The organism is Gordonia sp. CPCC 206044, from assembly GCF_048537895.1.
GTDB lineage: Bacteria > Actinomycetota > Actinomycetes > Mycobacteriales > Mycobacteriaceae > Gordonia.
Genome location: NZ_JBCLVL010000011.1, coordinates 52,745 through 74,441 on the forward strand (window position 1 = coordinate 52,745; position 21,697 = coordinate 74,441).

At 64.2% G+C, this 21,697-nt stretch carries 23 protein-coding genes; 18 read left to right on the forward strand and 5 right to left on the reverse strand.

Annotation, left to right across the window (positions count from 1 at the left end; translation table 11 throughout):
• Positions 1 to 31 precede the first annotated feature (31 nt).
• The 10 genes from AAFP35_RS17750 to AAFP35_RS17795 all read left to right on the forward strand — a co-directional run bounded on the left by AAFP35_RS17750 (position 32) and on the right by AAFP35_RS17795 (position 10,527).
• The gene (locus tag AAFP35_RS17750; protein ID WP_419222962.1) at positions 32 to 1,009 is read left to right on the forward strand and encodes a carbon-nitrogen hydrolase family protein; all 978 of its coding nucleotides are present in this window, start codon (positions 32 to 34) and stop codon (positions 1,007 to 1,009) included.
• A complete protein-coding gene (locus AAFP35_RS17755; RefSeq protein WP_419222963.1) occupies positions 1,006 to 2,661 on the forward strand; it encodes an amidase in 1,656 nt (551 codons plus the stop codon). Before AAFP35_RS17750 ends, AAFP35_RS17755 begins: the two co-directional genes overlap by 4 nt.
• On the forward strand, positions 2,654 to 4,123 hold the full coding sequence (locus AAFP35_RS17760; RefSeq protein ID WP_419222964.1) for an MFS transporter: 1,470 nt from the start codon (positions 2,654 to 2,656) through the stop codon (positions 4,121 to 4,123). Before AAFP35_RS17755 ends, AAFP35_RS17760 begins: the two co-directional genes overlap by 8 nt.
• On the forward strand, positions 4,120 to 4,800 hold the full coding sequence (locus AAFP35_RS17765) for an isochorismatase family protein (protein WP_419222965.1): 681 nt from the start codon (positions 4,120 to 4,122) through the stop codon (positions 4,798 to 4,800). Before AAFP35_RS17760 ends, AAFP35_RS17765 begins: the two co-directional genes overlap by 4 nt.
• 160 nt (positions 4,801 to 4,960) lie before the next feature.
• Positions 4,961 to 6,133, forward strand: coding sequence for a sugar ABC transporter substrate-binding protein (locus tag AAFP35_RS17770; RefSeq protein ID WP_419222966.1), 1,173 nt, complete (start codon positions 4,961 to 4,963; stop codon positions 6,131 to 6,133).
• Positions 6,120 to 7,652 (forward strand): sugar ABC transporter ATP-binding protein, encoded by a 1,533-nt coding sequence (locus AAFP35_RS17775; protein ID WP_419222967.1) that lies wholly within the window; start codon positions 6,120 to 6,122, stop codon positions 7,650 to 7,652. Before AAFP35_RS17770 ends, AAFP35_RS17775 begins: the two co-directional genes overlap by 14 nt.
• Positions 7,652 to 8,686: an ABC transporter permease gene (locus AAFP35_RS17780; protein ID WP_419222968.1), complete on the forward strand. Its 1,035-nt coding sequence runs from the start codon at positions 7,652 to 7,654 to the stop codon at positions 8,684 to 8,686. The genes AAFP35_RS17775 and AAFP35_RS17780 overlap by 1 nt, the downstream gene beginning before the upstream one ends.
• Positions 8,687 to 8,733: 47 nt before the next feature.
• The gene (locus AAFP35_RS17785) at positions 8,734 to 9,237 is read left to right on the forward strand and encodes an NADPH-dependent FMN reductase (RefSeq protein WP_419222969.1); all 504 of its coding nucleotides are present in this window, start codon (positions 8,734 to 8,736) and stop codon (positions 9,235 to 9,237) included.
• Positions 9,234 to 9,725, forward strand: coding sequence for a flavin reductase family protein (locus tag AAFP35_RS17790; RefSeq protein WP_419222970.1), 492 nt, complete (start codon positions 9,234 to 9,236; stop codon positions 9,723 to 9,725). The genes AAFP35_RS17785 and AAFP35_RS17790 overlap by 4 nt, the downstream gene beginning before the upstream one ends.
• A gap of 187 nt (positions 9,726 to 9,912) precedes the next feature.
• Positions 9,913 to 10,527, forward strand: coding sequence for a DedA family protein (locus AAFP35_RS17795; RefSeq protein WP_419222971.1), 615 nt, complete (start codon positions 9,913 to 9,915; stop codon positions 10,525 to 10,527).
• A gap of 123 nt (positions 10,528 to 10,650) precedes the next feature.
• Here the strand turns inward: AAFP35_RS17795 and AAFP35_RS17800 are convergent, their stop codons facing one another.
• Positions 10,651 to 11,352: a hypothetical protein gene (locus AAFP35_RS17800; RefSeq protein ID WP_419222972.1), complete on the reverse strand. Its 702-nt coding sequence runs from the start codon at positions 11,350 to 11,352 to the stop codon at positions 10,651 to 10,653.
• 625 nt (positions 11,353 to 11,977) lie between these two features.
• Between AAFP35_RS17800 and AAFP35_RS17805 the strand changes: the two genes are divergently transcribed.
• The 6 genes from AAFP35_RS17805 (at position 11,978) to AAFP35_RS17830 (ending at position 15,483) form a co-directional block, all read left to right on the forward strand.
• On the forward strand, positions 11,978 to 12,220 hold the full coding sequence (locus AAFP35_RS17805; protein ID WP_419222973.1) for a hypothetical protein: 243 nt from the start codon (positions 11,978 to 11,980) through the stop codon (positions 12,218 to 12,220).
• A gap of 82 nt (positions 12,221 to 12,302) precedes the next feature.
• Entirely contained in the window at positions 12,303 to 12,983 is a 681-nt protein-coding gene (locus AAFP35_RS17810; RefSeq protein ID WP_419222974.1) for a hypothetical protein, read from the forward strand.
• 270 nt (positions 12,984 to 13,253) lie between these two features.
• Positions 13,254 to 13,490, forward strand: coding sequence for a hypothetical protein (locus AAFP35_RS17815; RefSeq protein ID WP_419222975.1), 237 nt, complete (start codon positions 13,254 to 13,256; stop codon positions 13,488 to 13,490).
• A complete protein-coding gene (locus tag AAFP35_RS17820; RefSeq protein ID WP_419222976.1) occupies positions 13,472 to 14,356 on the forward strand; it encodes an aldo/keto reductase in 885 nt (294 codons plus the stop codon). The genes AAFP35_RS17815 and AAFP35_RS17820 overlap by 19 nt, the downstream gene beginning before the upstream one ends.
• 98 nt (positions 14,357 to 14,454) lie before the next feature.
• Positions 14,455 to 14,766, forward strand: a complete 312-nt coding sequence (locus tag AAFP35_RS17825) for a hypothetical protein (RefSeq protein ID WP_419222977.1) — start codon at positions 14,455 to 14,457, stop codon at positions 14,764 to 14,766.
• Between the two features lie 93 nt (positions 14,767 to 14,859).
• Complete coding sequence (locus AAFP35_RS17830) at positions 14,860 to 15,483, forward strand: hypothetical protein (RefSeq protein ID WP_419222978.1); 624 nt, start codon at positions 14,860 to 14,862, stop codon at positions 15,481 to 15,483.
• Between the two features lie 759 nt (positions 15,484 to 16,242).
• Here the strand turns inward: AAFP35_RS17830 and AAFP35_RS17835 are convergent.
• From AAFP35_RS17835 to AAFP35_RS17845, 3 genes are all read right to left on the reverse strand, one after another.
• A complete protein-coding gene (locus tag AAFP35_RS17835) occupies positions 16,243 to 16,782 on the reverse strand; it encodes a hypothetical protein (protein WP_419222979.1) in 540 nt (179 codons plus the stop codon).
• Between the two features lie 151 nt (positions 16,783 to 16,933).
• Positions 16,934 to 17,632, reverse strand: a complete 699-nt coding sequence (locus AAFP35_RS17840) for an O-methyltransferase (protein ID WP_419222980.1) — start codon at positions 17,630 to 17,632, stop codon at positions 16,934 to 16,936.
• A 243-nt stretch (positions 17,633 to 17,875) separates the two neighbouring features.
• Complete coding sequence (locus tag AAFP35_RS17845; protein ID WP_419222981.1) at positions 17,876 to 18,871, reverse strand: DMT family transporter; 996 nt, start codon at positions 18,869 to 18,871, stop codon at positions 17,876 to 17,878.
• Positions 18,872 to 18,949: 78 nt separating this feature from the next.
• Here AAFP35_RS17845 and AAFP35_RS17850 point away from each other — a divergent pair, with 78 nt between their 5' ends.
• Positions 18,950 to 19,771, forward strand: a complete 822-nt coding sequence (locus AAFP35_RS17850) for a LysR family transcriptional regulator (protein ID WP_419222982.1) — start codon at positions 18,950 to 18,952, stop codon at positions 19,769 to 19,771.
• A 59-nt stretch (positions 19,772 to 19,830) separates the two neighbouring features.
• Here AAFP35_RS17850 and AAFP35_RS17855 read toward each other — a convergent pair whose 3' ends face one another.
• On the reverse strand, positions 19,831 to 20,133 hold the full coding sequence (locus AAFP35_RS17855; RefSeq protein WP_419222983.1) for a hypothetical protein: 303 nt from the start codon (positions 20,131 to 20,133) through the stop codon (positions 19,831 to 19,833).
• Positions 20,134 to 20,903: 770 nt separating this feature from the next.
• On the opposite strand from AAFP35_RS17855, the gene AAFP35_RS17860 reads away from it, so the two are divergent.
• The gene (locus tag AAFP35_RS17860; RefSeq protein ID WP_419222984.1) at positions 20,904 to 21,683 is read left to right on the forward strand and encodes a FadR/GntR family transcriptional regulator; all 780 of its coding nucleotides are present in this window, start codon (positions 20,904 to 20,906) and stop codon (positions 21,681 to 21,683) included.
• The last annotated feature ends 14 nt before the right edge of the window (positions 21,684 to 21,697 follow it).

A 21,697-nucleotide genomic window follows, 5' to 3' on the forward strand; every position in this document is an offset into this window, starting at 1 on the left:
CTCGACCCCCTCGTCATCGCATACGCTCGATGTGGCGATCGTCCAGACCGGTCAGATGACCGAGGACATCGCCGCCAACCTGTCCGGGCTCTGCTCCCAGGTCCGCGCGGCCGCCACCCCCGACGAGTTCGGGCAGACACCCGATCTCGTCGTCCTGCCCGAACTGATCACCACACCGTACTTCTGCACCAGCCACGACACCGACCGCAGCGGCTGGGCGCAGACGATTCCTGGCACCGCGACCGAAATGTTCGGAGAACTCGCCCGAGAACTCCAGTGCGCCATCGCTTTCGGAACATACGAACGCACCCCTCACGACGTCCCGTACAACTCCGTGGTCATGATCGACTCGACCGGCGAGCTCGTGTTCTGGAACACCCCCGCCGGCGATGCCGTACCCGCCTACCGAAAGTTGTCGATCCCCGCCAACATGGTCAGCGGTATCGATATCGACGAGAAGTACCATTTCTCGCCGGGACCGACACCCGCCACCGCCGACGTGTCCGGAACTCGTTTGGGATGTGTCATCTGTTACGACCGCAGCTTTCCCGAATATTGGGCCGTGGCACGAGGTCTCGGCGCCGAGGTGATGCTCGCCATCGTGTCCTCGCTCGGCAGCAGGGAGGATCTGTTCCTCGCCGAACTCCAGACACGCGCCCTGGAATCCCAGATGTGGATCGTGGCGGCCAACCGCGCCGGACCGGAAACCCTCAACGGCGCCACCGTCGACTATTTCGGCCTGTCCTGCGTCGTCGCACCCGACGGCGAGATCGTCGCGCAGGCTCCCGCCCACATGCCAGGGGCGACACTTCGTTTCGTCCTCGATCTCGACCGCGTCGCCGCGACACGGGCCGCCTTTCCACTCGGGCGTGACCACAGGGCCGATGTCATCGGCCTCCTCGCCCGCCTCACGGACGGCACGCTGCGGCCGGTGCCGCGCAAGACCGGCCGCAAGCCCCTCGAGTCGTCCGATCCGCATCCGTTCGTCACCGCCGAGGCCGCCCGGTGACGACGACCGACTATCCCGACCTGACCGCAGCGGCGGCGGCGAGTGCCGACGAACTCCTCCCGCAGGCCCGCGACGACATGGCCGGTCCCCTGGCGTCGTCGCGGTTGCATCCGCTCGACGCAGCACCGGACACCTTCGGCACCGAACCCACCGACTTCTCCGCGTTCCTCGCGGCGAGTGTTCCCACCGCCCTTCCGCTCCCGAGCCCGGCGCGATCTCCACGATCCGAGCGTCCTCTCCACGAGCTCGGCATCGTGGATCTCCTGGCGGCGTATGCCGACGGACGCACGCGTCCGACGCAGGTCCTGGCTGCCCTTCGTACGCGGTGGACCGATCCGGAGATCGTCGGTGGTTCGATTCTGGCCATCGTCGAATCGGTCGACGAGGCTGCGCGCGAATCCGATCGGCGATGGCGCGAAGGTTCGGCGCGCCCGCTGGAGGGCATTTACGTCGGAGTGAAGGACATCGTCGATGTGGCGGGCGCCGCAGTCACGGCCGGTTCACTCACCACCGGCGACCGCGTCGCCGCCAAGGATGCGACCGTGGTCGCTCGGCTACGCGCTGCCGGCGCGATCCCGTCGCTGATCACCGCCACCACCGAATTCGCGTGCGGCGCACCACACAATGCGCGCTACGGAGCGGTCACCAATCCGTGGGATCGGAGCCGCTGGACGGGCGGCTCCTCCACCGGATCTGCGGGTGCTCTCGCCGCAGGACTCGTCCCGATGGCGATCGGCACCGACACGGGCGGCTCGATCCGAGTGCCCAGCGCGTTCTGCAACCTCACCGGGATCAAGCCCACTTACGGGTTGGTCCCGCGTACCGGGGTTTCATCCCTGTCGTGGTCCCTCGACCACGTCGGTCCGATGGCTCGTTGCGCCGCCGACCTGGCAGCGATCCTGCGGGTCATCGCCGGACCCGATGGAGTCGATTCCGCCGCAGCGATTGACGATCACGCCTCGACATTCTTCGAACGACCGATCCGGCCGGATTCGTCCGGGTCGGTCACTCCGCTACGCGGGCTCCGCATCGGGGTTCCGACGGCCTGGTTCACCGAGTTCTGTGACGCCGAGGTCCTCCGCGCCTGGCGCACCGCCGTCGACGATCTATGTCGGCTCGGGGCTCAACCGGTCACCGTCGACATCCCCGACGTCGGCCTGCTGCACGACGAGTTCGGTCTGCTGCTGACGAGTGAGCTCGCCTCGAATCAAGAAGGTGCCGCGGCCGTGTTCGATCGGTTCGACATCGGTACACAAGTGCGCATCTCCCGAGGACGGGTACCCACCGCGGTCGATTATCTACGTGCCCTTCGTCGCCGCCCGCACGCGCTGCGCACCACCCTGGATGCCTTTGATCGCGCCGGCGTCGATGTGCTGGTGACCCCCGGACCGGGCGGCACGGCACCGCGCCTCGATGACCTGACCCTCGAAGTCGACGATGCACGTCATCCGATGCAGCCCCTGGTCGGGCGCAACACAGGCATCTTCGATCATCTCGGCCTGCCCGCTCTGATGGCGCCGGCAGGCTTCTCGGGCGGCTTGCCACTCGGCGTGCAGTTGGTCGGCAGACCATGGTCCGACGCCACGATCGTCAATATCGCGCAGCACCTGCAGAACCTGACTGAGCATCACGAGCAACGGGCTCATGGATAGCGCGGTCCTGCCGCACCACTCCCGAGTCCACCCGCATCCCTGGCGGCTCTTCACAGCGACCAGTGTCGGCGTCATCGCGGTCTTCGTGAGCATGAGCGGCCTCACCGTCGCCCTGCCCACGCTGTCCCGCGACCTCGGCGCCTCGGCCGCGCAGTCCACGTGGATTCTCGTCGGGTACATGGTGGTCACCACGGCTCTGATCCTGGTGTTCGGTCGGCTCTCCGACATCATCGGGCGCCGTCCGCTGTATATCGGCGGCCTCATGGTGTTCACCGCCGCGACCGCGTTCTGTGCCGTGTGCCCATCCGCGGAGTTGCTCATCGCCGCCCGCCTCCTCCAGGGCGTCGGCGCCGCAGCGATCGTCACCAACAACACGTCGCTGCTCACCGACGCCTTTCCTGCCCGATCGTTGGGCCGAGCGCTGGGGTGGAACGCCACCGTCGCCGCCGTCGCCCAGATCATCGGCCCCGTGATCGGTGGTGCCACAACCGCTCTGATGGGATGGCGCGGTCTGTTCATGGCGGTGTTCGTCCTGGCCGCCGTCGCCACGGTCACGTCGCTGTGGGTGATTCCTCGAACACCCCGATCGATCGGCAGGCGCGAGCCTTTCGACATCGTCGGCGCGACGCTTTCCACAGCACTGCTCACCGTGACAGTCCTGGCTCTGACCCCAGGACTGATGCCGAGCACCTGGCAGTATTGGGGCTGCGGAGGATTGGCCGTGGTGATCGCGACGATCTTCGTCACTGTGCAGGTGCGCCGCGCGCATCCGTTGGTCGACGTGTCGCTGTTCCGAAACCGAGGAATCGGACTCATCCTCGTCGCGGCATTGATCAACGCGGTCGCCACCTACGCAGTCGCATTGATCATCTCGCTGTTCGGCCAGGCCGTGACCGGCGCATCGCCGTTCACGGCGGGACTCCTGGTCACCCCCGTCGCGGTGGGCACCGTCGTGGCCGCGTCCACGGCCGGGATCCTGGTCGCGCGCCGGACACCACGGACGCTGTCGGCAATCGGGATGGCACTCAACGTGATCGGACTCTTGGGCGTTACCCTCACCCTGTCGGTCGACGATCATCGCCTCCTCGCAACCTCGGTGTTCCTGTTCGTGACCGGATGCGGCATCGGCTTGTTCATGACACCGAGTACCAGCGCCCTGATGCTCGCCGTACCCACCGAACGGCGAGGCATCGCCAACGGAATGAGATCCACGCTGCAGAATGTCGGCAACCTTTTCAGCACGGCACTCGTCTTGGCCATCGTGCCCACGACTGTGTCGGCCGCGTCCCCGCACTCCGAGCTGAGCCCCTTCGTCGACGACCTCCGCATCGCGGGATTCGCGCTGACCGGCATCGCCGCCCTGGGAATAGCTGTGTGCCTGGCATTTCCACGCCAACGACCGGTGCTGTCACCGTTCGAGATCCCCACCGAATCCCTGACCAAGATGAAGGAATCCGCATGACACCCGACCCCACCACCTTCGTGGAGCGCGCCGCCCAGGCAGCCGATTACGCGCGCGCAGGCTTCGGACAGGAGCTCCGCCCCGGCGATCGGCCGGCGGTGGTCTTGGTGGACCCGGCACGGGCCTACATCGATCCGGGCTGCCCCCTCTACGCCGGAGTCGAGGACCGCGTCGATGCGATGCGAGACCTGTTGGCCACAGCGAGATCCGCCGGAGTCCCGGTCGTCGTCACCGAGGTCCGGCTCCGAGCCGACGGCGCAGACGCCGGGGTGTTCTTCAAGAAGTCCGGGACACTGGCCGCGTTCTGCGAAGGAAGTCCCCATGGCGAACTCATCGAGGGACTGACGCCGAACGAGGACGAGATGCTGATCACGAAAAAGTACCCCAGCGCATTCTTCGGGACCTCGTTGAGCTCACACCTGACCTCACTTCGCGCGGACACCCTGTTGATCGGCGGCCTGTCGACCAGCGGGTGTGTGCGTGCGACAACGCTGGACGCGATGCAGCACGGATTCATCCCAATTGTCGTCGAAGATGCAGTGGGAGACCGTGATTCGTCCATTCATCAGTCGAATCTGTTCGACATGCAACAGAAGATGGCGGAAGTGTGGCCACTTGACCGGGTGCGTTCCTACCTTGCAGACCTCACCAGCAGATCACACCGGGACGGTAGTTAACACAAACGACCCACCAACGGCTCCGTTCGCAATACACGACCGATACATTCGAAGTCACAGCTCTTCGGCCATCGCGCAGTCACGGCACATGGTCACCCGACCCGGCAGCGTCGCCTTGGTCCCCACCATCACGAACCGAACATTTTCCTCAGGAGAATCCATGGCATCACCTCTGTCCTGGCGCGTCGCTGTCACCGCATTGGGCCTCACCGCAGTTGTCGGGCTATCCGCCTGCAGCAGTACCGGTTCGGGCGGCGCGTCCGGCGCCGATGCCTCAGCCGGGATCGAGTACGCCGAATCCCAGCTGGCAAAGTTCCGCGACGACCCGACGTTCACCCTCGACGCTGCACCGTTCCCGATGAAGGACATCGCCGGCAAGACGATCTTCACGATTCCGACGAACAGCGAGAACCCTTATAACGTTGCCGTGGACGACGAATCGAAGAAGATTGCCGAACGTTATGGCGCGACTTGGATCGAATACACCAACCAGGGCGAGCCCGCCCAGTGGTCCACCGGCATCGAGCAGGCGGTGAACCAGCGAGCCGATCTCATCATCCTGTCCCAGGGGATCGATGGCTCCCTGATCAAACCAGCGCTCCGCAAGGCCGATGCTGCGGGGATCCCGGTGTTGTTGACCCACACGATCTTACGAGGAGAGTCACTTCCGGAAGATCTGCGCGGGTTGATCGACGCATATACCGATGCCCCACTGGCAGAAGCCAATCGGCTCACTGTGGACTGGATGATCACCCAGACCGAGGGCAAGGGCAATGCGCTGATCATCACCTCCGACGAGGTACCACCGGCGAAGGCCGAGGTGGCGGCGATGCAGGACGAAATGGCAAAGTACTGCCCCGACTGCAAGTCGAAAGTGGTCAATGTACCTGTCGCCGATTGGGCGACCAAGATCCAGCCAGAAGTGCAGTCGGCGTTATCCGCCGATCCCTCCATCGACTTCATCCTCCCCATCTATGACTCGATGTCGATCTACGCGCAGGCCGGCGTCAAGGCGGCCGGAAAGAGCGGCCAGGTCGAGATCTCGTCGGTGAACGGCACCCCCGCGGTGCTCAAGCTCCAGCAGGACGACAAGATGATCACGATGAATGTGGGCGAGTCGATCCCGTGGCTCGCCTGGGCGACGATGGATCAGGCCGGGCGGATGCTGCTGGGACTTCCCCCCGTCCCGAATGGCGCCGAACAAACACCCCTCAAGCTCATCACGGAAGAGAACATCGACCAGACCGGCACCCCGCCGCAGCCCGACAAGGGTTACGGCACTGCCTATGTCACCGGCTACGAGGCACTGTGGGGCACCAGTGGCGCCGCCTGATCCGATCGTCAACATCGTCGGACTCTCGAAGACGTTCGGCGTCAACACCGTCCTGAAGGATGTCGGACTCACGGTGCATGCCGGCGAGGTCCACGGGCTGCTCGGTGAGAACGGCTCGGGGAAGTCCACGCTCATCAAGGTGCTCGCAGGTTTTCATGAACCCGATCCGGGTGCCGCACTGCAGGTTCGAGGCCGTGATGTGTCACTGCCGATTTCATCGGGCGGCTTCCGCGAGATCGGGATCAGCTTCGTGCATCAGGATCTGGCGTTGGTGCCCGACCTGACGGTGCTCGAGAACCTGTGCGTGGGCTCGACCATCGCCGCCTCACGTCCGTGGATCTCGTGGCGTCGCGAACGTGCGATCGCACGCAAGCTCTTCGCCGAGTACGGGCTCGACATCGACCCGGACGCGCTCGTCTCGTCACTCGATGCGACCGACCGGGCTCTGCTCGCGATCCTGCGTGCGGTGCAGGACCTCGGTGATCGGCGGACGCTGCTGGTCCTCGACGAACCAACCGTCTTCCTCCCGCGCGAGGGAACCGATCTGCTGTTCTCCGTGGTCCGCGAGATCGTCAGCGACAGTACGGCAGCGGTTCTGTTCGTGTCGCATGATCTCGACGAGGTGCTCGAACACACCGACCGCGTCACTGTGCTGCGCGACGGCGTCTCGCAAGGGACCCACCGCACCGCCGATCTCACACCGAGCACACTGATCGACCTCATCGTGGGCGAACGCATCGACGCCGCGGAGCGTCCGAGACCGGTCAGCGTTCGAGATCAGGGCGAACCGCCACTCGCCGCGATAACGGGGCTCCGGACCGCCATCGTCGACACTCTCGACCTGTCGGTTCGTCCCGGCGAGATCGTCGGGCTCACCGGCATAGCCGGATCCGGCTATGCCGATGTGCTACCCGCACTCTACGGCGCTTCACGCGCCACGGCAGGAGCATTGCAGCTGGGTGGCGACGCGCTGGATTTGCGATCGATCACACCAGTCGAGGCCCTTGCGGCCAAGATCGTCTATGTGCCGCCGAAGCGCAAAGTCGACGGCAGCGCACCAGAACTCACCGTCGCCGAGAACGTCACACTCCCGATTCTCGGTCGGTTCGTGAACCCCAAGACACTCGGTGCGCTCGCGGCTCGGATCGCCGACCAGTGCGATGTGCGGCCGCGTGATCCACATGCTGTCTATGGTTCGCTGTCCGGTGGAAACCAGCAGAAGGCGCTGATCGGTAAATGGTTACAGACCGATCCACGGTTGATCCTGCTCGCCGAACCCACCCAGGGTGTCGACATCGGCGCCCGCGCAAGAATTTTCGATATTCTCCGCTATACCGCCACCCAGGGGGCCGGGATATTCGTCGCGAGTTCCGATTACGAACAGTTGGCGGTGCTGTGTGACCGCGTCATCGTGATGGCACACGGCCAGGTCGCCACGGAGTTGTCGGGCGAACTGCTCTCCAAACATCACATCTCCGACAGCGTCCTCGGTGCGACCCGAGAGGAAGTGAATGTCTGATGTCCGTCACCATCGACAGCAAATCCACCACCGACATCCCCACCGCCCCGGAAGAACCCCGTGCCCGGCACCGGTTCGCGGCGGGTGCTGTGTTCGAGAAGTACGCGCTCGTACTGGCACTGATCGCCGTCGTGGTCGTGTTCAGCATGCTACGTCCGGACATCTACCCGACGGCAGGCAATCTGCAGAACGTCCTGGGCTCCCAAGCCGTACTGCTCATCCTTGCGCTCGGGCTCATCGTCCCACTCACCGCAGGCGAGTTCGATCTGTCCGCGGTGTCGACGATGTCGCTGTCTGCGATGACAATCGCAGTCCTCAACGTGCAGCAGGGATGGTCGCTCCCCGCAGCGATCATCGTCGCCATACTGGTTTCGGTCCTGGTCGGGTTGATCAATGCCGTGCTCGTCGTGCAGCTGCGCATCGACTCGTTCATCGCCACGCTCGGCAGCGGCACCGTGGTACTCGGAGTGGTGCAATGGATTTCGAGCTCGACATCGGTCACCGGGATCGACGATGCCCTCGTCGACGCCACCATCGGCACCCGGTTCCTCGGCGTGTCCATGCAGTTCTACTACGCACTCGCGCTGGTGGTGGTGATGGCGGTGGTGTTCACCTTCACACCGGTCGGGCGACGCCTGCTGTTCGTCGGACGCGGCGCCGAGGTCGCGCGCCTCAGTGGCCTGCACGTCGATCGAGTCCGTGGTGGTTCGCTCGTCTTCTCGGCCCTGATCGCTGCGGCGGCAGGCGTCGTCTACGCCGGCATGCTCGGCGGGGCCGATCCGTCGTCGGGCCAGTCATTCATGCTGCCCTCCTTTGCGGCGGCCTTCCTCGGTGCCACCGCCATCGTTCCCGGACGGTTCAACCCGTTCGGCACGCTCATCGCGGTGTACTTCCTCGTCGCCGGCGTCGTGGGGCTCCAGATGCTCGGCGCCGCCAGCTTCGTCCAGCAACTGTTCTACGGCGGCGCTCTGATCGTCGCTGTCGCTCTTTCCGGCGCGGTGCGGCGACGCACGACATCGCGATCAGCGGCCTGATGTTGCCACCCGACACCGAACAGTCTCCGACAGAAAGGGTTTCCTCCATGAGGACAACCGTGGTCGCCGGGAACCCCAAGCCCGGTTCACGAACTCTCGACGCCGCCACCCGACTCGCCGTCGCATTGACCGGCGAACAGCCGGACCATCTGATCGACGTGATCGGGCTCGGTCCTGGTTTGCTCGGCTGGGGCGATGCCCAGGTACGCGCGGCCGTGGACACCGTTTCCGGGTCAGATCTCGTCGTGTTCGCCAGCCCGACCTTCAAGGCCACCTATACCGGCATCCTCAAACTGTTTCTCGATCAGTTCGCGACCGGTGACGGTCTGCGCGACGTCACCGCTGTGCCGTTGATGCTCGGAGCCGGCCCGGCTCACGCATTGGCGCCGGAACTGCTACTCAAACCCGTACTCGTCGAGCTCGGAGCCACCTGTCCGGCCGCGGGTCTGTACCTGATCGATTCGACCTACACCACCGACACGCGGATCCTCGACCACGTCGAACGGTGGGCGCCAACGATCCGTTCGTCGCTCCGATCGGAGGCCTCATGAGCACCCTGTCCCTCGACGAGATAGCGCTGCGGCGTGCATTCGCCCAGATCCCGGCCGGTGTCATCGCGATCTGCGCAGACACCGGCGCCGAGCGAATCGGCATGGTGGCCAGCACCTTTGTACCTGTCTCCCTCGATCCTCCGTTGGTGGCGGTCTGCGTACAGAAATCTTCGACGACGTGGCCGCGTCTCGCGGAACTGCCGCACCTCGGCATCAGCGTCCTCAGCGCGGACCACGACACGGCCGCCCGAGTCCTCGCCACCAAGAACGGGGACCGCTTCGCGGGCATCTCGACCGAAACCCACGACTCCGGAGCGCTCTTCGTCGCCGGTTGCGGAATCTGGATGGACGTGACGGTCGACCAGGAGGTATCGGCGGGCGACCATGCCATCGTGGTGATGCGGATCGATGCCGTCCATGATCACGACGACACCGGTGTCGAACCGATCGTGTTTCACCGTAGTGCCTTCCGAAGACTTGCCTCGTGAAGCGCGATCGAAACCTGCGCCACGCCGATGCGGGCCGAGCATCGTGTCCACAGTCACCCACCATGTCACCGCGCCGCCGCAGGATGCCTTGATCGACCGGGCCGGATACAGTCCGCGAGTGTGATCGCCCCCGCACCGGTCGCGACCTGGGGATCCGACGGCCCAGCATCTGGCATACAGTCGCGCTGTGCACGCAATCGCAGACTGGCTGGTCGATCTGGTCGAGTCGGTGCCCTCGTGGGCCGTGTACCTGATCTCGTGCGCCGTCGTCTTCAGTGAGACGGCGACCTTGCTGCTCGGACTCATCCTGCCGAGCGAGGCGATCCTGCTCGCCGCCGGAGTCGCGGCAGCGGTGGGGCCGACAGAGATCTCCGCACTCGTCGTCGCGGCATGCGTGTGTGGGTTCGCCGGTGACCTCACCGGATATTGGATCGGGCGCCGATCCGGACGCCGGGTGAAGTCGTCACGGGCCGGCCGACGCTTTGGCGAACAGCGATGGGAACGTGCCGAGCGGCGGATCAACTCCGACGGCATGGTGGCGGTGATCACCGGTCGCTGGATCGGATACGTGCGGACACTGGTCCCGCCGGTCGCCGGCATGACACGCATGAGGCACGCCCGATTCGTCACAGCGGATCTCATCGGCGTGATCACATGGGTCACCGCGGTGCTGCTCGTGGGGTATTTCGCCGGCGCGACCGTCGGCGCCGCGGTACTGCTCAACGGTGCCGTGCTGCTCGTCCTCGTGGCCGGAGGCTGGTACCTGGTCCGGTGGTGGCGGGCCAGACGTCAGACGGTGTGACGACGGCCGCGATGCCGGTTTGACGTCCGTGGCGACCGCTCATGGGTTCGACCGGGGCGAGACCTGAATGGCCTGGGCCCACGACCGTCGCGGTCGTGGGCCCAGGCGCTGATGTCACGCAGATCAGGGAATGAGTGAGTCCAGCGAGCCGAACGCTCCGGCGGCGCCGGTCGCGGCGAAGTTCGTCGTGCAGCCGTTGAAGGACACGTTGTCGACGTTCACCTTTCCGGTCTTCCCACTCGGCTGGCTGGAGATGCCGTAGTGGTCGACCACGGTCTTGTGGTTCTCACTGTTGGCCGCATCGGTGAGCTTCTCGAGAGTGGCGTTGGTGCCCCGCGGGATGCCGGGGAGATCGCGCGTCGCCCACCACTGGTTCGACGCTGCGGCGTTCTCCTTGCCGGCAGCGTCCGGCGCAGACCAGACAAACGTCGCGAATCCGTCAGACGAATTCACATTCGCGCCGGTCACACGTATTTGCCAGTTGGCGTTTCCGGTGGTCTTCTCAAATGTCAACGGCTTCTTCGCGACATCGGTCAAGGGAAGTTGACCTGCTGCATGATAGGAGGCTCCGCGGGGCTTTTCCGGCGTCGTCATGAACTCCAACGAACCGTCTTTGTCCACGACGTTGGTCGCGGTCACCTTGCCCGCTTGCCCAGCCTCGTCGGTGAACGTGTTTCCCCATCCATTTCCGCTGGTAGGCGTGGCAACCTTGGCGCAGTTCGTCGGAGATACGGGCGCCGCGCCGGCCACCGCCGGGGCAACCAGGCCTACTGCACCTACCGCCGCAGCTCCGGCAACAATTCCTCGGATAACACTTCGTCGCATTTGCTACTTCGCCTCCATTGTTATTTTTCGGCGTCATTTATCGACGGATAGCCACCCGAAGCTAACAAAGTCCTCCACGCGAAATCCACCCTGCGATTGCATTCGGCATCGACAAGCGCGAGGTGCCGTCGGCAAACGCTTTTCAAGCGTCGTTCGCGCCGGCATCGTCGACCGGATCACGCGAGCCGCGATCCGCAGGCGCCCGACGCGACGCGACACGCTCCCCGAACTCGCCGGAGCCGGCCATCACCGCGTCGACAGCGTCAGCGCGGTGTCCCCCAATCACGCATTTCCGACCAAGCAGATGAAGCGGACCGCACAGATTGCCAAACCTGCGTGCCTATGATTTGCTGTCCTGAACTCAGGATTTCGCATGACTTGAAACGTCTCACGCAACGATGCAGGTCATGGTGCGATGACAGACGACTCGGCACGCAAGTGCGAAACAGACTGAGGCAATCGGACATTGACCCATACGTGCGGTGATCGACACCAGTTCGGAGAAGCACACGGAATGCCCCACAGCAACGCAGGATCGTCCACGTCCACCACATCGGTCGACGACAGCGACACGCACGATGCACCCGTAGACACTGTTGATCCCGCCGAGGGTGACAGCCAGACAGTGACGAGCTTCACCGGTGAGCGGGTGTGGGTCGAGATCTCGGGCCGCGATCGGGTCATGGGCGTCGTGGTCGAAGACTTCAGCGACGCACTCCCGAGCGACAACGTGGAAGTGGTGATCGACCGCGATCACACCGCCGTCGCCCAGCGTTTCGCGGTCGCGCTCGACGACGGCGGCCTCGTGTTCGTCGACCAGGTCACCCCTATCGATCAGGTCATTGCCGTCGATCAGGACGACGACTGATGGAAAGGTCTGGTGAAGAGTCGTTTTCGTCTGTTCACCACTCCTTCAGAGCACCTGCGAGACCTGACCACACCGCGTGACGATGAGGGCTGTCCTCATCGCCGAGCAGAGCGACCTTCATGAGATCGCGTTGCAGACAGACGGGTCGCAGAGTTCGCTGGCCGACGTCATCGGCGCACCGGTATGTGCCATCCCGCTCCACCGGTTGAGCCCCTATCTGGCGGTGTGGGTGGCGACCGAACCGTTTGTGCACATGCGCAATCCCGGTCGCAACGCACGAGCCTCCGACCTCGTGGCCCGGTTTCACGGGCAGATGTCCGCGCTGTTCGGGGCGGCCGTCGTCACGAACCGCACCGACAAGGGCAACCTCGCGGCCCTGTCCGAGGTCGAGACACGAGCTATCACGCACCTTGCGCGCGAGAGCGGTTCAGGTGCGCACCCCACCGGTCCCGGGGATGACCCTGCGGCCAATCAGCGGCAGCCTCCCAGCGACACACGCAATGATGTTGTGCATCAGCACAAATGCGACACCGATCACATGCTGGATACCGAACTGATGGACCACCCGCGAGTACGGCAACTGTATGAGCGCGTGCGGAATCTGGGCGTCCACGCGTTGGAGACCATCGAGTTCTCGCTGGCCTGCGACGAGATCGCACGAGCCAATCGCCTACCGGTCACCCGGGGCGGCGAACTCGCCGCAATACTGCGAAGACTCGCCGCGGTTGATCTCGGTGTCGTCGACGATTTGGATGGTGTGTGACCGAGGACGGCCAACGCACTTCTGGTCTGGGTCGTCACGGTCACGCGGAATCCGGTCTCTGACAGCATGCACGAGTGATCGCGAATCACCTTCCGGTGCTGCGTGCCGAGTGCCGTTGGAGCCAGGCCGAATTGGCGGAGCGGTTCGATGTGCCCTGACCACGCAGTTGACCGCTGTCACACGTCTCATCGTCCCTGATCGGGAGCGGTCTGGAGTCGAACCTCAAACTCACTGTTGCTTGTAGCAGATATCGCGATCACTCTGGTTGGTATGGCATGGCTCGGTCGTATCGGCGTCGGCAGCACATACCTGGGCGGTGTGTCGATTCCGATGGCGCTGATCGGCGTCGGCCAGGGACTCGCAGTTGCCCCGATGGCCGGCTCCGGCGTCACCCACGTCGACGCCTCCGACGCCCGAGTCGCCAGCGGCCTATTGAGCACCGGCCGCGAACTTCTCCTGCCTGATCAACAACCAACGAAAGGCATCTCATGGGCATCCCGCAGTTGACACTGAACAACGGAGTCACAATGCCTCAACTGGGTTTCGGTGTGTACCAGACGCCACCCCAGCAGACCGTCACCGCTGTCGAAACGGCGCTGTCGACCGGCTATCGCCACATCGACACCGCGGCCGCCTACGGCAACGAACGTGAAGTCGGCGACGCGATCCGCAACTCCGGCATCGCCCGCGACGACGTCTTCATCGAAACCAAGATCTGGATCACCGACTACGGCTACGACACAACGCTGCATGCCTTCGACAAGGGCGCGGGCAAGCTCGGCGTCGATCAGATCGACCTACTCATCCTGCATCAAGCTCTCCCCGGCGAGTTCGCACTCACCATCGACGCCTACCGCGCCCTCGAGCAGTTACTCGCCGACGGTAAAGTCCGAGCGATCGGCGTCAGCAATTTCATGTCCGATCACCTCGGACAACTCCTCGAGGCCACGTCGATCGTGCCCGCCGTCAACCAGATCGAGGTCCATCCCTACTTCCGACAGTCCTCGGTGCTCGCAGCCGACGACGAGCACGGCATCATCTCCCAGGCCTGGTCCCCCATCGGAGGCATCACGTTCTACCGCGACGGTGCCCACGGCTCCACACTCGAAGACCCCACCATCAACCGCATCGCCAACTCCCACGCCAAGACAGCGGCACAGGTCATGTTGCGCTGGCACCTCCAGCAGGGTCGTCAGGTGATCCCGAAATCAGTGACGCCCTCACGCATCGCGGAGAACTTCGACGTGTTCGACTTCGAACTCAGCACCCAAGACCTCGCCGACATCGATGCCCTCGACACCGGAACCCGCGGCGGCCCAGAACCCGAACAAATCACCCGCGAGAACTTCGGCATCGAAATCCCTGAAGCCTGAAGAGATTACGCGGAGTTGACCAACGTCTCCCGTGAGCAGTACCGAGCACGACGCCGAGCGGGTCAACAGACCGACGATTCCGCGGTACATTCGGTGGTGTGTCAGACTTCGCAGACCGCCTACTTGCGACGCCACGTGGGCGATTCTTCTGCGCGCATGTCGCATTCCGCTGTGTCACCGAGCAGACGTCGCGCTGGACCTACCGCCCCTATTCGCCAGCCGATGCGCAAGAAGCGATCACGGGTGTCGACACCGCACTTGTGGCTGACTTGTCCGAGCCCTCCCTGCTGGACGCGTTGTCGTTCACCGCCGACTATGCGCGGTATTGGCAACAGCCCGACGATCAAGATGTCGTATATGCCGCAGCCGATATCGTCGCCGCCCTGCGTCCAGTCGCGCGTATTGTGTAGGAGTCGCCGCACATCCGGTGGTGGGGCCAGCCAGTCGACGTCGACTCTCAGCGTCGCCTCGCCTATCCCGCGTTCCCCGGCGAGACCTTTCCGGTGTCCACACTGCCGCACCGCAGCGACGACGCCGGGCTTGCCGAATGGCGCACGCACACCCTCACCGAAGAAGCGCACGCCTGCAATGACACATTACGCAGAGCGAACTCACGGGTCAGCGGCGAGTGGTGGTCGATACCGATGCCCAGCCACAGTGTCGAAACCACACGAGCCCTTGGCAGCATTGGCGCGCTACAGATTGTCGCCGAAGAAGACAGCTCGATCGGTGACGAAGCGCGGGTGTGGCCGGTTACCGTCGGATCGGCCGCGCGGATCTACGAGATCACCTCACCCACCGATCTCGCGCGCCTGGTCACCACCTATCCGCTGGACGTGACTGAGTCCAAACGCTGGGACTGGTTCCGCGCCATCGGCGAGCACCGCCGGTGGTTCATCCCCGACTGGGCGGCGGTGGCCGAGGACTACGACGGCGTGCACGTCAGCGTATGGGGCTATCTCGAGACCGCGGGCATCGCTGTGCCCATCGACGATCGCGGAGGAGCAGCAGTCCTTGCCGGGTGGGACCCAGATGCGACATGGTGGCTCAATCTCGATGCCATCCATATCGAGGATGTGCCCACACAATGGCGGCGAGATGACCAGCGCTGGTTGCAGACCCGGTAGTGCGGAGCCAACAGCTCGGCTCAAAGCGAAACCATCGCCAGGACGCACAGCAAGAGACCCACGTGGTCATCCGTGATGGTGCGTGGCGGCGGCGAGCGACCTTCACGTTCCTGAGGGCGGCGCACCGTTCTGACTTTCCGCTCAGCGATGCGCCCGTGTATCGTTGTACGCCCGGCGATTTGGCCATTGCAGGGATGCAGCGATCAGAAGAGCGCCTGCGAGCGCGGCCGCCAACGGCGCAGCCAATCCGGCCAACGGGGTGATGCCCACAGCCACTGCTGCGCACGCGACACAGGATGCAGCCGTCGATCGCCGAGCGTCGCGATAGGTACAGACGAGCGCGAGAACGGATGCAGCACACCAGATAACTCCCCACAGGATAGGCCAGCGACCGTGGGCGGCGCTGACCCCGGGAACACCTATCACGGTGACGACAAGCCCGCTCACCACTGACAGCGCCGCCACGAACCTGGTGAGGCGGACACCGACAGCGATTCGCCGGGCCTGGTCGCCGAGGGTGCCCCACAACCCGGATCGTGCCCACCACCAGAACAGTGGTCACAACGACGACCAACGTTGCGATAGGCACGGCGTAGCCGACACCGTCGGGACACACCCACGACGTCTGTCCATCGATACCGGTGGCCTCGCATCCCAGGTGCAGTGACTCGGAGAGTGTGATTAGTGGCCACGCAACCACCGCGGAGACCACCACCGCACTCACCAAGCTGACCACGATGACGCCCAGCAGACGTGTCGTCATGGTGCGTCCGCCCTACCGGGAGGTTGGATGCTCGGGGTTCCGCCGTCCGTGACGATGTCGACGCGGAGGGCTTTCCATCTGATGTGGTAACCCTGACCAACTGGTTGGGCGGCCGCTCGGTATTCGAGGGGCCCGCCGTAGGTCACCGTGAACCAGCCGTAGCCGTCTGGTGGGCCGGGTGTTGCGTGCTGAACGACGCACCCGGAGCGGGTGATTCGTAGGTTGCCCGTCGGTTCGGTTTGATAGTCGATCCATAGGTAGTGGTCCCAGAACAGACATCCGGTCAGTTCGACCTCGCCGGTCGGGCCGTCTCCGCGGCCGATCGCCGTCGAGAATCCCTGCCCGAGATGTGCGATCCGTTCGATCCGGTCACCGAAGGGGACCGCTTCCACGCGCGCTGCGACGGTGCAACACACCTCTGCGGGCAGCTCGGTGTCATCGGCGTGAACCCAGCATGTGCTCGGCGAGCAGATGTCGCCTGACTCCGGTGCGTGAGGCCAGGGCTCGAGATCTTCCAGCATCCACAATTGCGGCATAGCCGAATACTGACAGCAATCGAACGCGCAATTCGAACTTCTTGAGGACTCGGTGTGCCGGAAATATCTCGGCGCCCCGACTCGCCGGAGTGGTGCAAGCAGGCGCAGTCGACCGACCCGAGCCGCCAGCTAACGAGGGTCGCCCAAGGTCTCAGCGCCGTCGCGCGACGATGAGCCCGTCCCACCCTTTGATGCCGACGGTCTGGATTGCGGTGGCGTCAAGGTCCGGGTGCGCGGCGATGTCGCGCGTAACCGCTCGCGCGCCTTCCACCCTGGGGTCGCCGCTATTCGGTTGTGTCACTGCGCCGTTGCGCACGACGTTGTCGATGATGATGATCGCACCAGGTGTGGTGAGTTTCAGCGCTGCGTCGAGGTAGGTCGGATTATTCGGCTTGTCCGCGTCGATGAAGACGAGGTCGAAGGGTTGCGTATTGGCGTCGACGAGCTGCTGCGCCGAGTGCGTCGCGGGGCCGACGAGCACGTCGATACGATCTGCCAGTCCTGCCCGCTCGAAGTTTGCTCGCGCGACGCGGGCGTTCTCGTCTTCCAGTTCGAGTGTGACGACATGCCCGTCAGGCCCGACTGCGCGAGCGAACCAGATCGTCGAGTAGCCGGCGAGCGTGCCGAACTCCAACACTCGGTGCGCATCGGCGATCTGTGTGAGCAAGCCCAGCAACGCCCCTTGATTCGGAGCTATCTCGGCATTGGGCATGCTGGTGTCGGTGCCGGACTCTCGTGCGGCGACGAGATCCGGATCTTCGGGTGTGAGGATGTCGGAGAAATAGTCATCGACCTCTCGCCAGGCCGCTGCTGATTCGTAACGGTTGATCGGGGTCCTGGTTTGGGTCATGGTCTCGATCGTGCCAACTCCACGTGAACGACTCCTCTCCTGCCGTGACACACGGCCTGGCCACCAACAGAACAACCCCAGCGGTCGGTCGCCAAGCGGGTGTCGTCCCGGATTCGACGAAGCCGGAATCATCTACCACGCAGCACAACCGAGGTGCTCACGAACCTCGGGCGGATTCACTCAAGCACTCCGGCATCGGCCGCGAGGGCATTCACGTCTGTCCCGATACCAAAACCGTGATCCTCAACGAGGGGAACGAAGTTCGACAGTCGTTGAAGCACAACTATTTTGATCCGTCGACTCGGATCCCACCAACCCCTGTTGACGACTCCGGGACGACCACAGACGGATTCTATGGGAGTGCTTCCCAAACACACCACCTGTTGTCGCCTGCAGCACGCAAGCAGCTCCGCCCAGAACCAACCCGACCAGGGTGAACGCCGACAACGATTCGTCCAGGGCAACCCAGGCCATCACGCTCGCGGTCGCCGGAATCACGGCGAAGATGATCGAGGCGGCGCGCGCACCGGATCGTTCGATGCACGCTGCATACAACGTCGTGGCCCCGACCGATGTGAGAACGACCATGGCGGCGAGCAAGATCAGAGCGCGAGGCCAGTCCGACGTGTGAGTCGGTGTCAGCGCCACCGCAATTCCCGCGAACGGCGTCGACGCGGTCAACCCCACTGCGGTGATCATCCACGGGTCCATGCCCGAGCAGTAGCGCCCCTGATAGATCCCGCCAAGTGAGAGGCCCAACATGGCCACGACGACCACGATCAGCGCGGAGCCGACACCGTGATCGGCAACCACGCCGGGAGCGCAGGCGACAACGACGGCTGCGGTCCCGAGCACAAGTGAAACAATCCCTCGCCGGGTCTCGCGATGACCGAGAACCAACGCCATCAGCACAGCTGTCACCACGGGATTGAGGGCGATGATCAACGACGACAGGCCCGCAGGCATGCCCTGGGCCAACGCCCAGTAGAGCCCCAGAAACTGAACGCCCTGGGTCAGCAACCCGGCCGCCATCGCGTGCAGTACCTGACCACGCCCGGGCAACGGCGTCCGTCGAAGGGCCACGATCAGCCACAGCACCGCTGCCGAAGCGGCGAACCGGAGCAAGATCACCAGGAACGGAGACATGACGGCGACGGTCGCCGATCCGAGCGGATAGCCTGCACCGTAGAGCAGGATGGTGGGCACGGCCAGGCGCAGGGGAAGCGGTCGTCGAGACATGCATCGAGCATCGATCCGAGGCGGCATCGCTGACCAAACTATTCACGATTCGTGAACAGTTTCGGTATTCTCGGCGAAGTGACAACCCTCGACATCACCCCACTGCGAAGCTTCGACGCAGTCGTCGCATTCTCGTCGGTGGCGAAAGCCGCTGAGGTGCTGCATCTTTCGCGCCCTGCGGTCACCGGTCACAGACGGAAACTCGAACGTGAACTGGGATGCGCTCTGGTGGCGCCCCAGGGGCGAGGAATCACCCTCACCAGTGATGGTGAAGAGCTCGCCGCACGCGCCCGCCTCCTCCTCGATCAGCATGACGAGACCGTGCGCGCGTTACTGCCACCACAGGATGACGAGATCGTGGTCGCCGCAACCGAACACGCTGCCGAGTCCCTCGTGCCGATCGTGGTGTCGGCCTTGGACTCGCTGGTGCCCCAGAGACGTGTTCGGTTGCGGCTCACGCGCAGCGTGCGGGCGCGCGACCTCATCGCCCACGACCGCGCCGACGTGGCTTTGATGCTGACCAGCGCCACCGCGGGTAGTTCCCGAGTGGCCACACTCCCGCTGGAATGGATCGGAGCCGACGGGGCGCCCACCGACCGTCTCGTCTTGTTCTCGACGCCCTGCGCGGTACGTCACCGAGCCCTCGCGACCCTTCACGACCGCCGGTACACGATCGCTCGCGAATGCTCGGATCTCACGACCGTCCTCACCTCCGTGCGCCGGGGCCTGGGTGTCACCCCACTACCCCGATTCGGGCCGCTACCCGATGGGCTCCGCCGTGTACCGACGCTGCCGCAGATTGCCGATGTTCCCTTCTACCTCGCGACGAGCCCTCGCGTACCTCAACCAGTTCGCAACGCACTCATCCAGCTCACGGCGACACACCTCGGGAGTGCGTGACGGGCGTCGGTGATTGCGACGTGCCGACGATCAACAAGTCGCGCCGTGAACGCGAGACCTCATTCGCTGACCCGTACACCGTCGCGGAAGAACTGAAGGTGTCGGCGGTAGCGCTCCGGCGACTCGGGGCTCGCGTCAAGGATGCCCACCAGGTCGACCTGAAGAAAGGCGATGCCCCTCGCGGTGCAGTCACGACTGAGCACACCCTGCTCGTGGCCGGCTTCGACGAGCTCCTCGATGTTAGCGCTCGGGTGCGGGCCCGACGGGAAGAGCCGGGGCCACACCCGACGGCACTCGCCAGGGGCGCATCTGTCGGCCGGCACCAGGCCCAGACGTATTCGCATCCGATCGAGATCGGTCACCACTCACCGCCGCCAACAACAACTGTGCAATCCGCGTCCAACTCAGAAGATCCACCTCAATCTTGACGCACTGACCTGCATCGATAGTCTCCTACCCCGCGGTCGGCCGTTCAGAATCCACGTCTATCTCAGAATTTCGCCAAAGACTCCGCCAGCCTTCAAGTGCTGACCAGCGAGCGGCGAGACCTCACGCTCCCTTAGGTCGACGAGCTGCTCAGGCTGCGACCGCTGCTCACCCACTCGAGGACGCCGCTGCCGAATCGGCGGACTCAGCTGGGTCAGCATCGCGGCGGCGGCCGGACCCGGCTACATGAGGGTGGTGCCGGCGTCGATTGGTAGGGCAACACCGGTGAGGTAGCGTGCCGCGGAGGCCTAGCCCCGCCCCTATGCCAGCGAGGCCGACCGCGAAGCGCGGTCTACAGCCAATGACTGCACTACTACAATCACCACCGACCCCACACCGGCATCGCCGGCCTAACCCCGCAGCCCGCGTTCATAACCTCACGGGGAGTACAAGTAGCGGTCTGCGAGAGTCATGTCGATTTCCGATGGCCGGACGCACAGGATCAAGGCTTGCCTAGGTCAGCATCCTTCGAACGATTTAGCGAATCCTCCACCATCGTCGGCGCAGGTCTTACACGTAGTCCTCGGGGACGCGCAGGGCAGTGCGCGTCGTATCGAACACGACCATTTCCCTAAGTCCCTAAAGGTTCAACCAATCGAGCTATACTCAGTGTTGTCCACTTCGCCAGACGAGGGAGTTTCGATCAATGTCAGCCCCAGATCCACTCTTCTCCCCGGCTAGGGGCGGTGCAGAGGCCGAAGCTGATGGCTCGATCTTCACCCGAGTCCATACGCGCCGGGGATTTGAATACATCTCGGAGCAGATTCGTGATGCGTTGGCTTCCGGCAAGCTCGCTCCAGGCTCCCGACTCCCCGCGGAGCGCGAAATGGCCGAGATCTTCGGCGTGAGTCGACAGGGTGTTCGAGAGGCCCTTCGCGGGTTAGAGATGGGCGGGATCGTCGAGTCACGCCCAGGTGTGACAGGGGGCGTCTTCATCCGCAGTGGCGACACCAGGGTGGTGAGTCGAGCCGTCACCGACCTCGTATCCTTGGGGGCCTTGTCCGCGAAGAGCTTGTTGGAAGCGCGGGTGTTGCTGACCTCCGACGTCGTTAGACTTGCCGGCGCGCGTGCGACCGAAAGGGATTTCGCGGCTCTCGAGGCCGAGGTCGACGCTTTCGAGGAGCATCATTCCAACAGTGAGGCGGGCTCGAGCCGAACGTTTAGCATTACCCACTTCTATTCGGTCCTCGCCAAGGCCACGCACAACGAGGTCTTGGTCATGCTGATGGACTCATTGACAGGCATCGTTCAGATTCGTTTGAACAAAGTCGGTCCCGAACCTCTGACTGACGTGGCCGCGATGCGTCGACGGTTCATAAACCTGTTGCGGGATGGCAAGGTGGAAAGTGCGGTCGAGGAAATGACACATCATCTCGAACGCGTTGAGGAACGCCTAGTGTCGGCTGAGTCACAAATGTCCGAGTGACAGCAAAGTGGTTG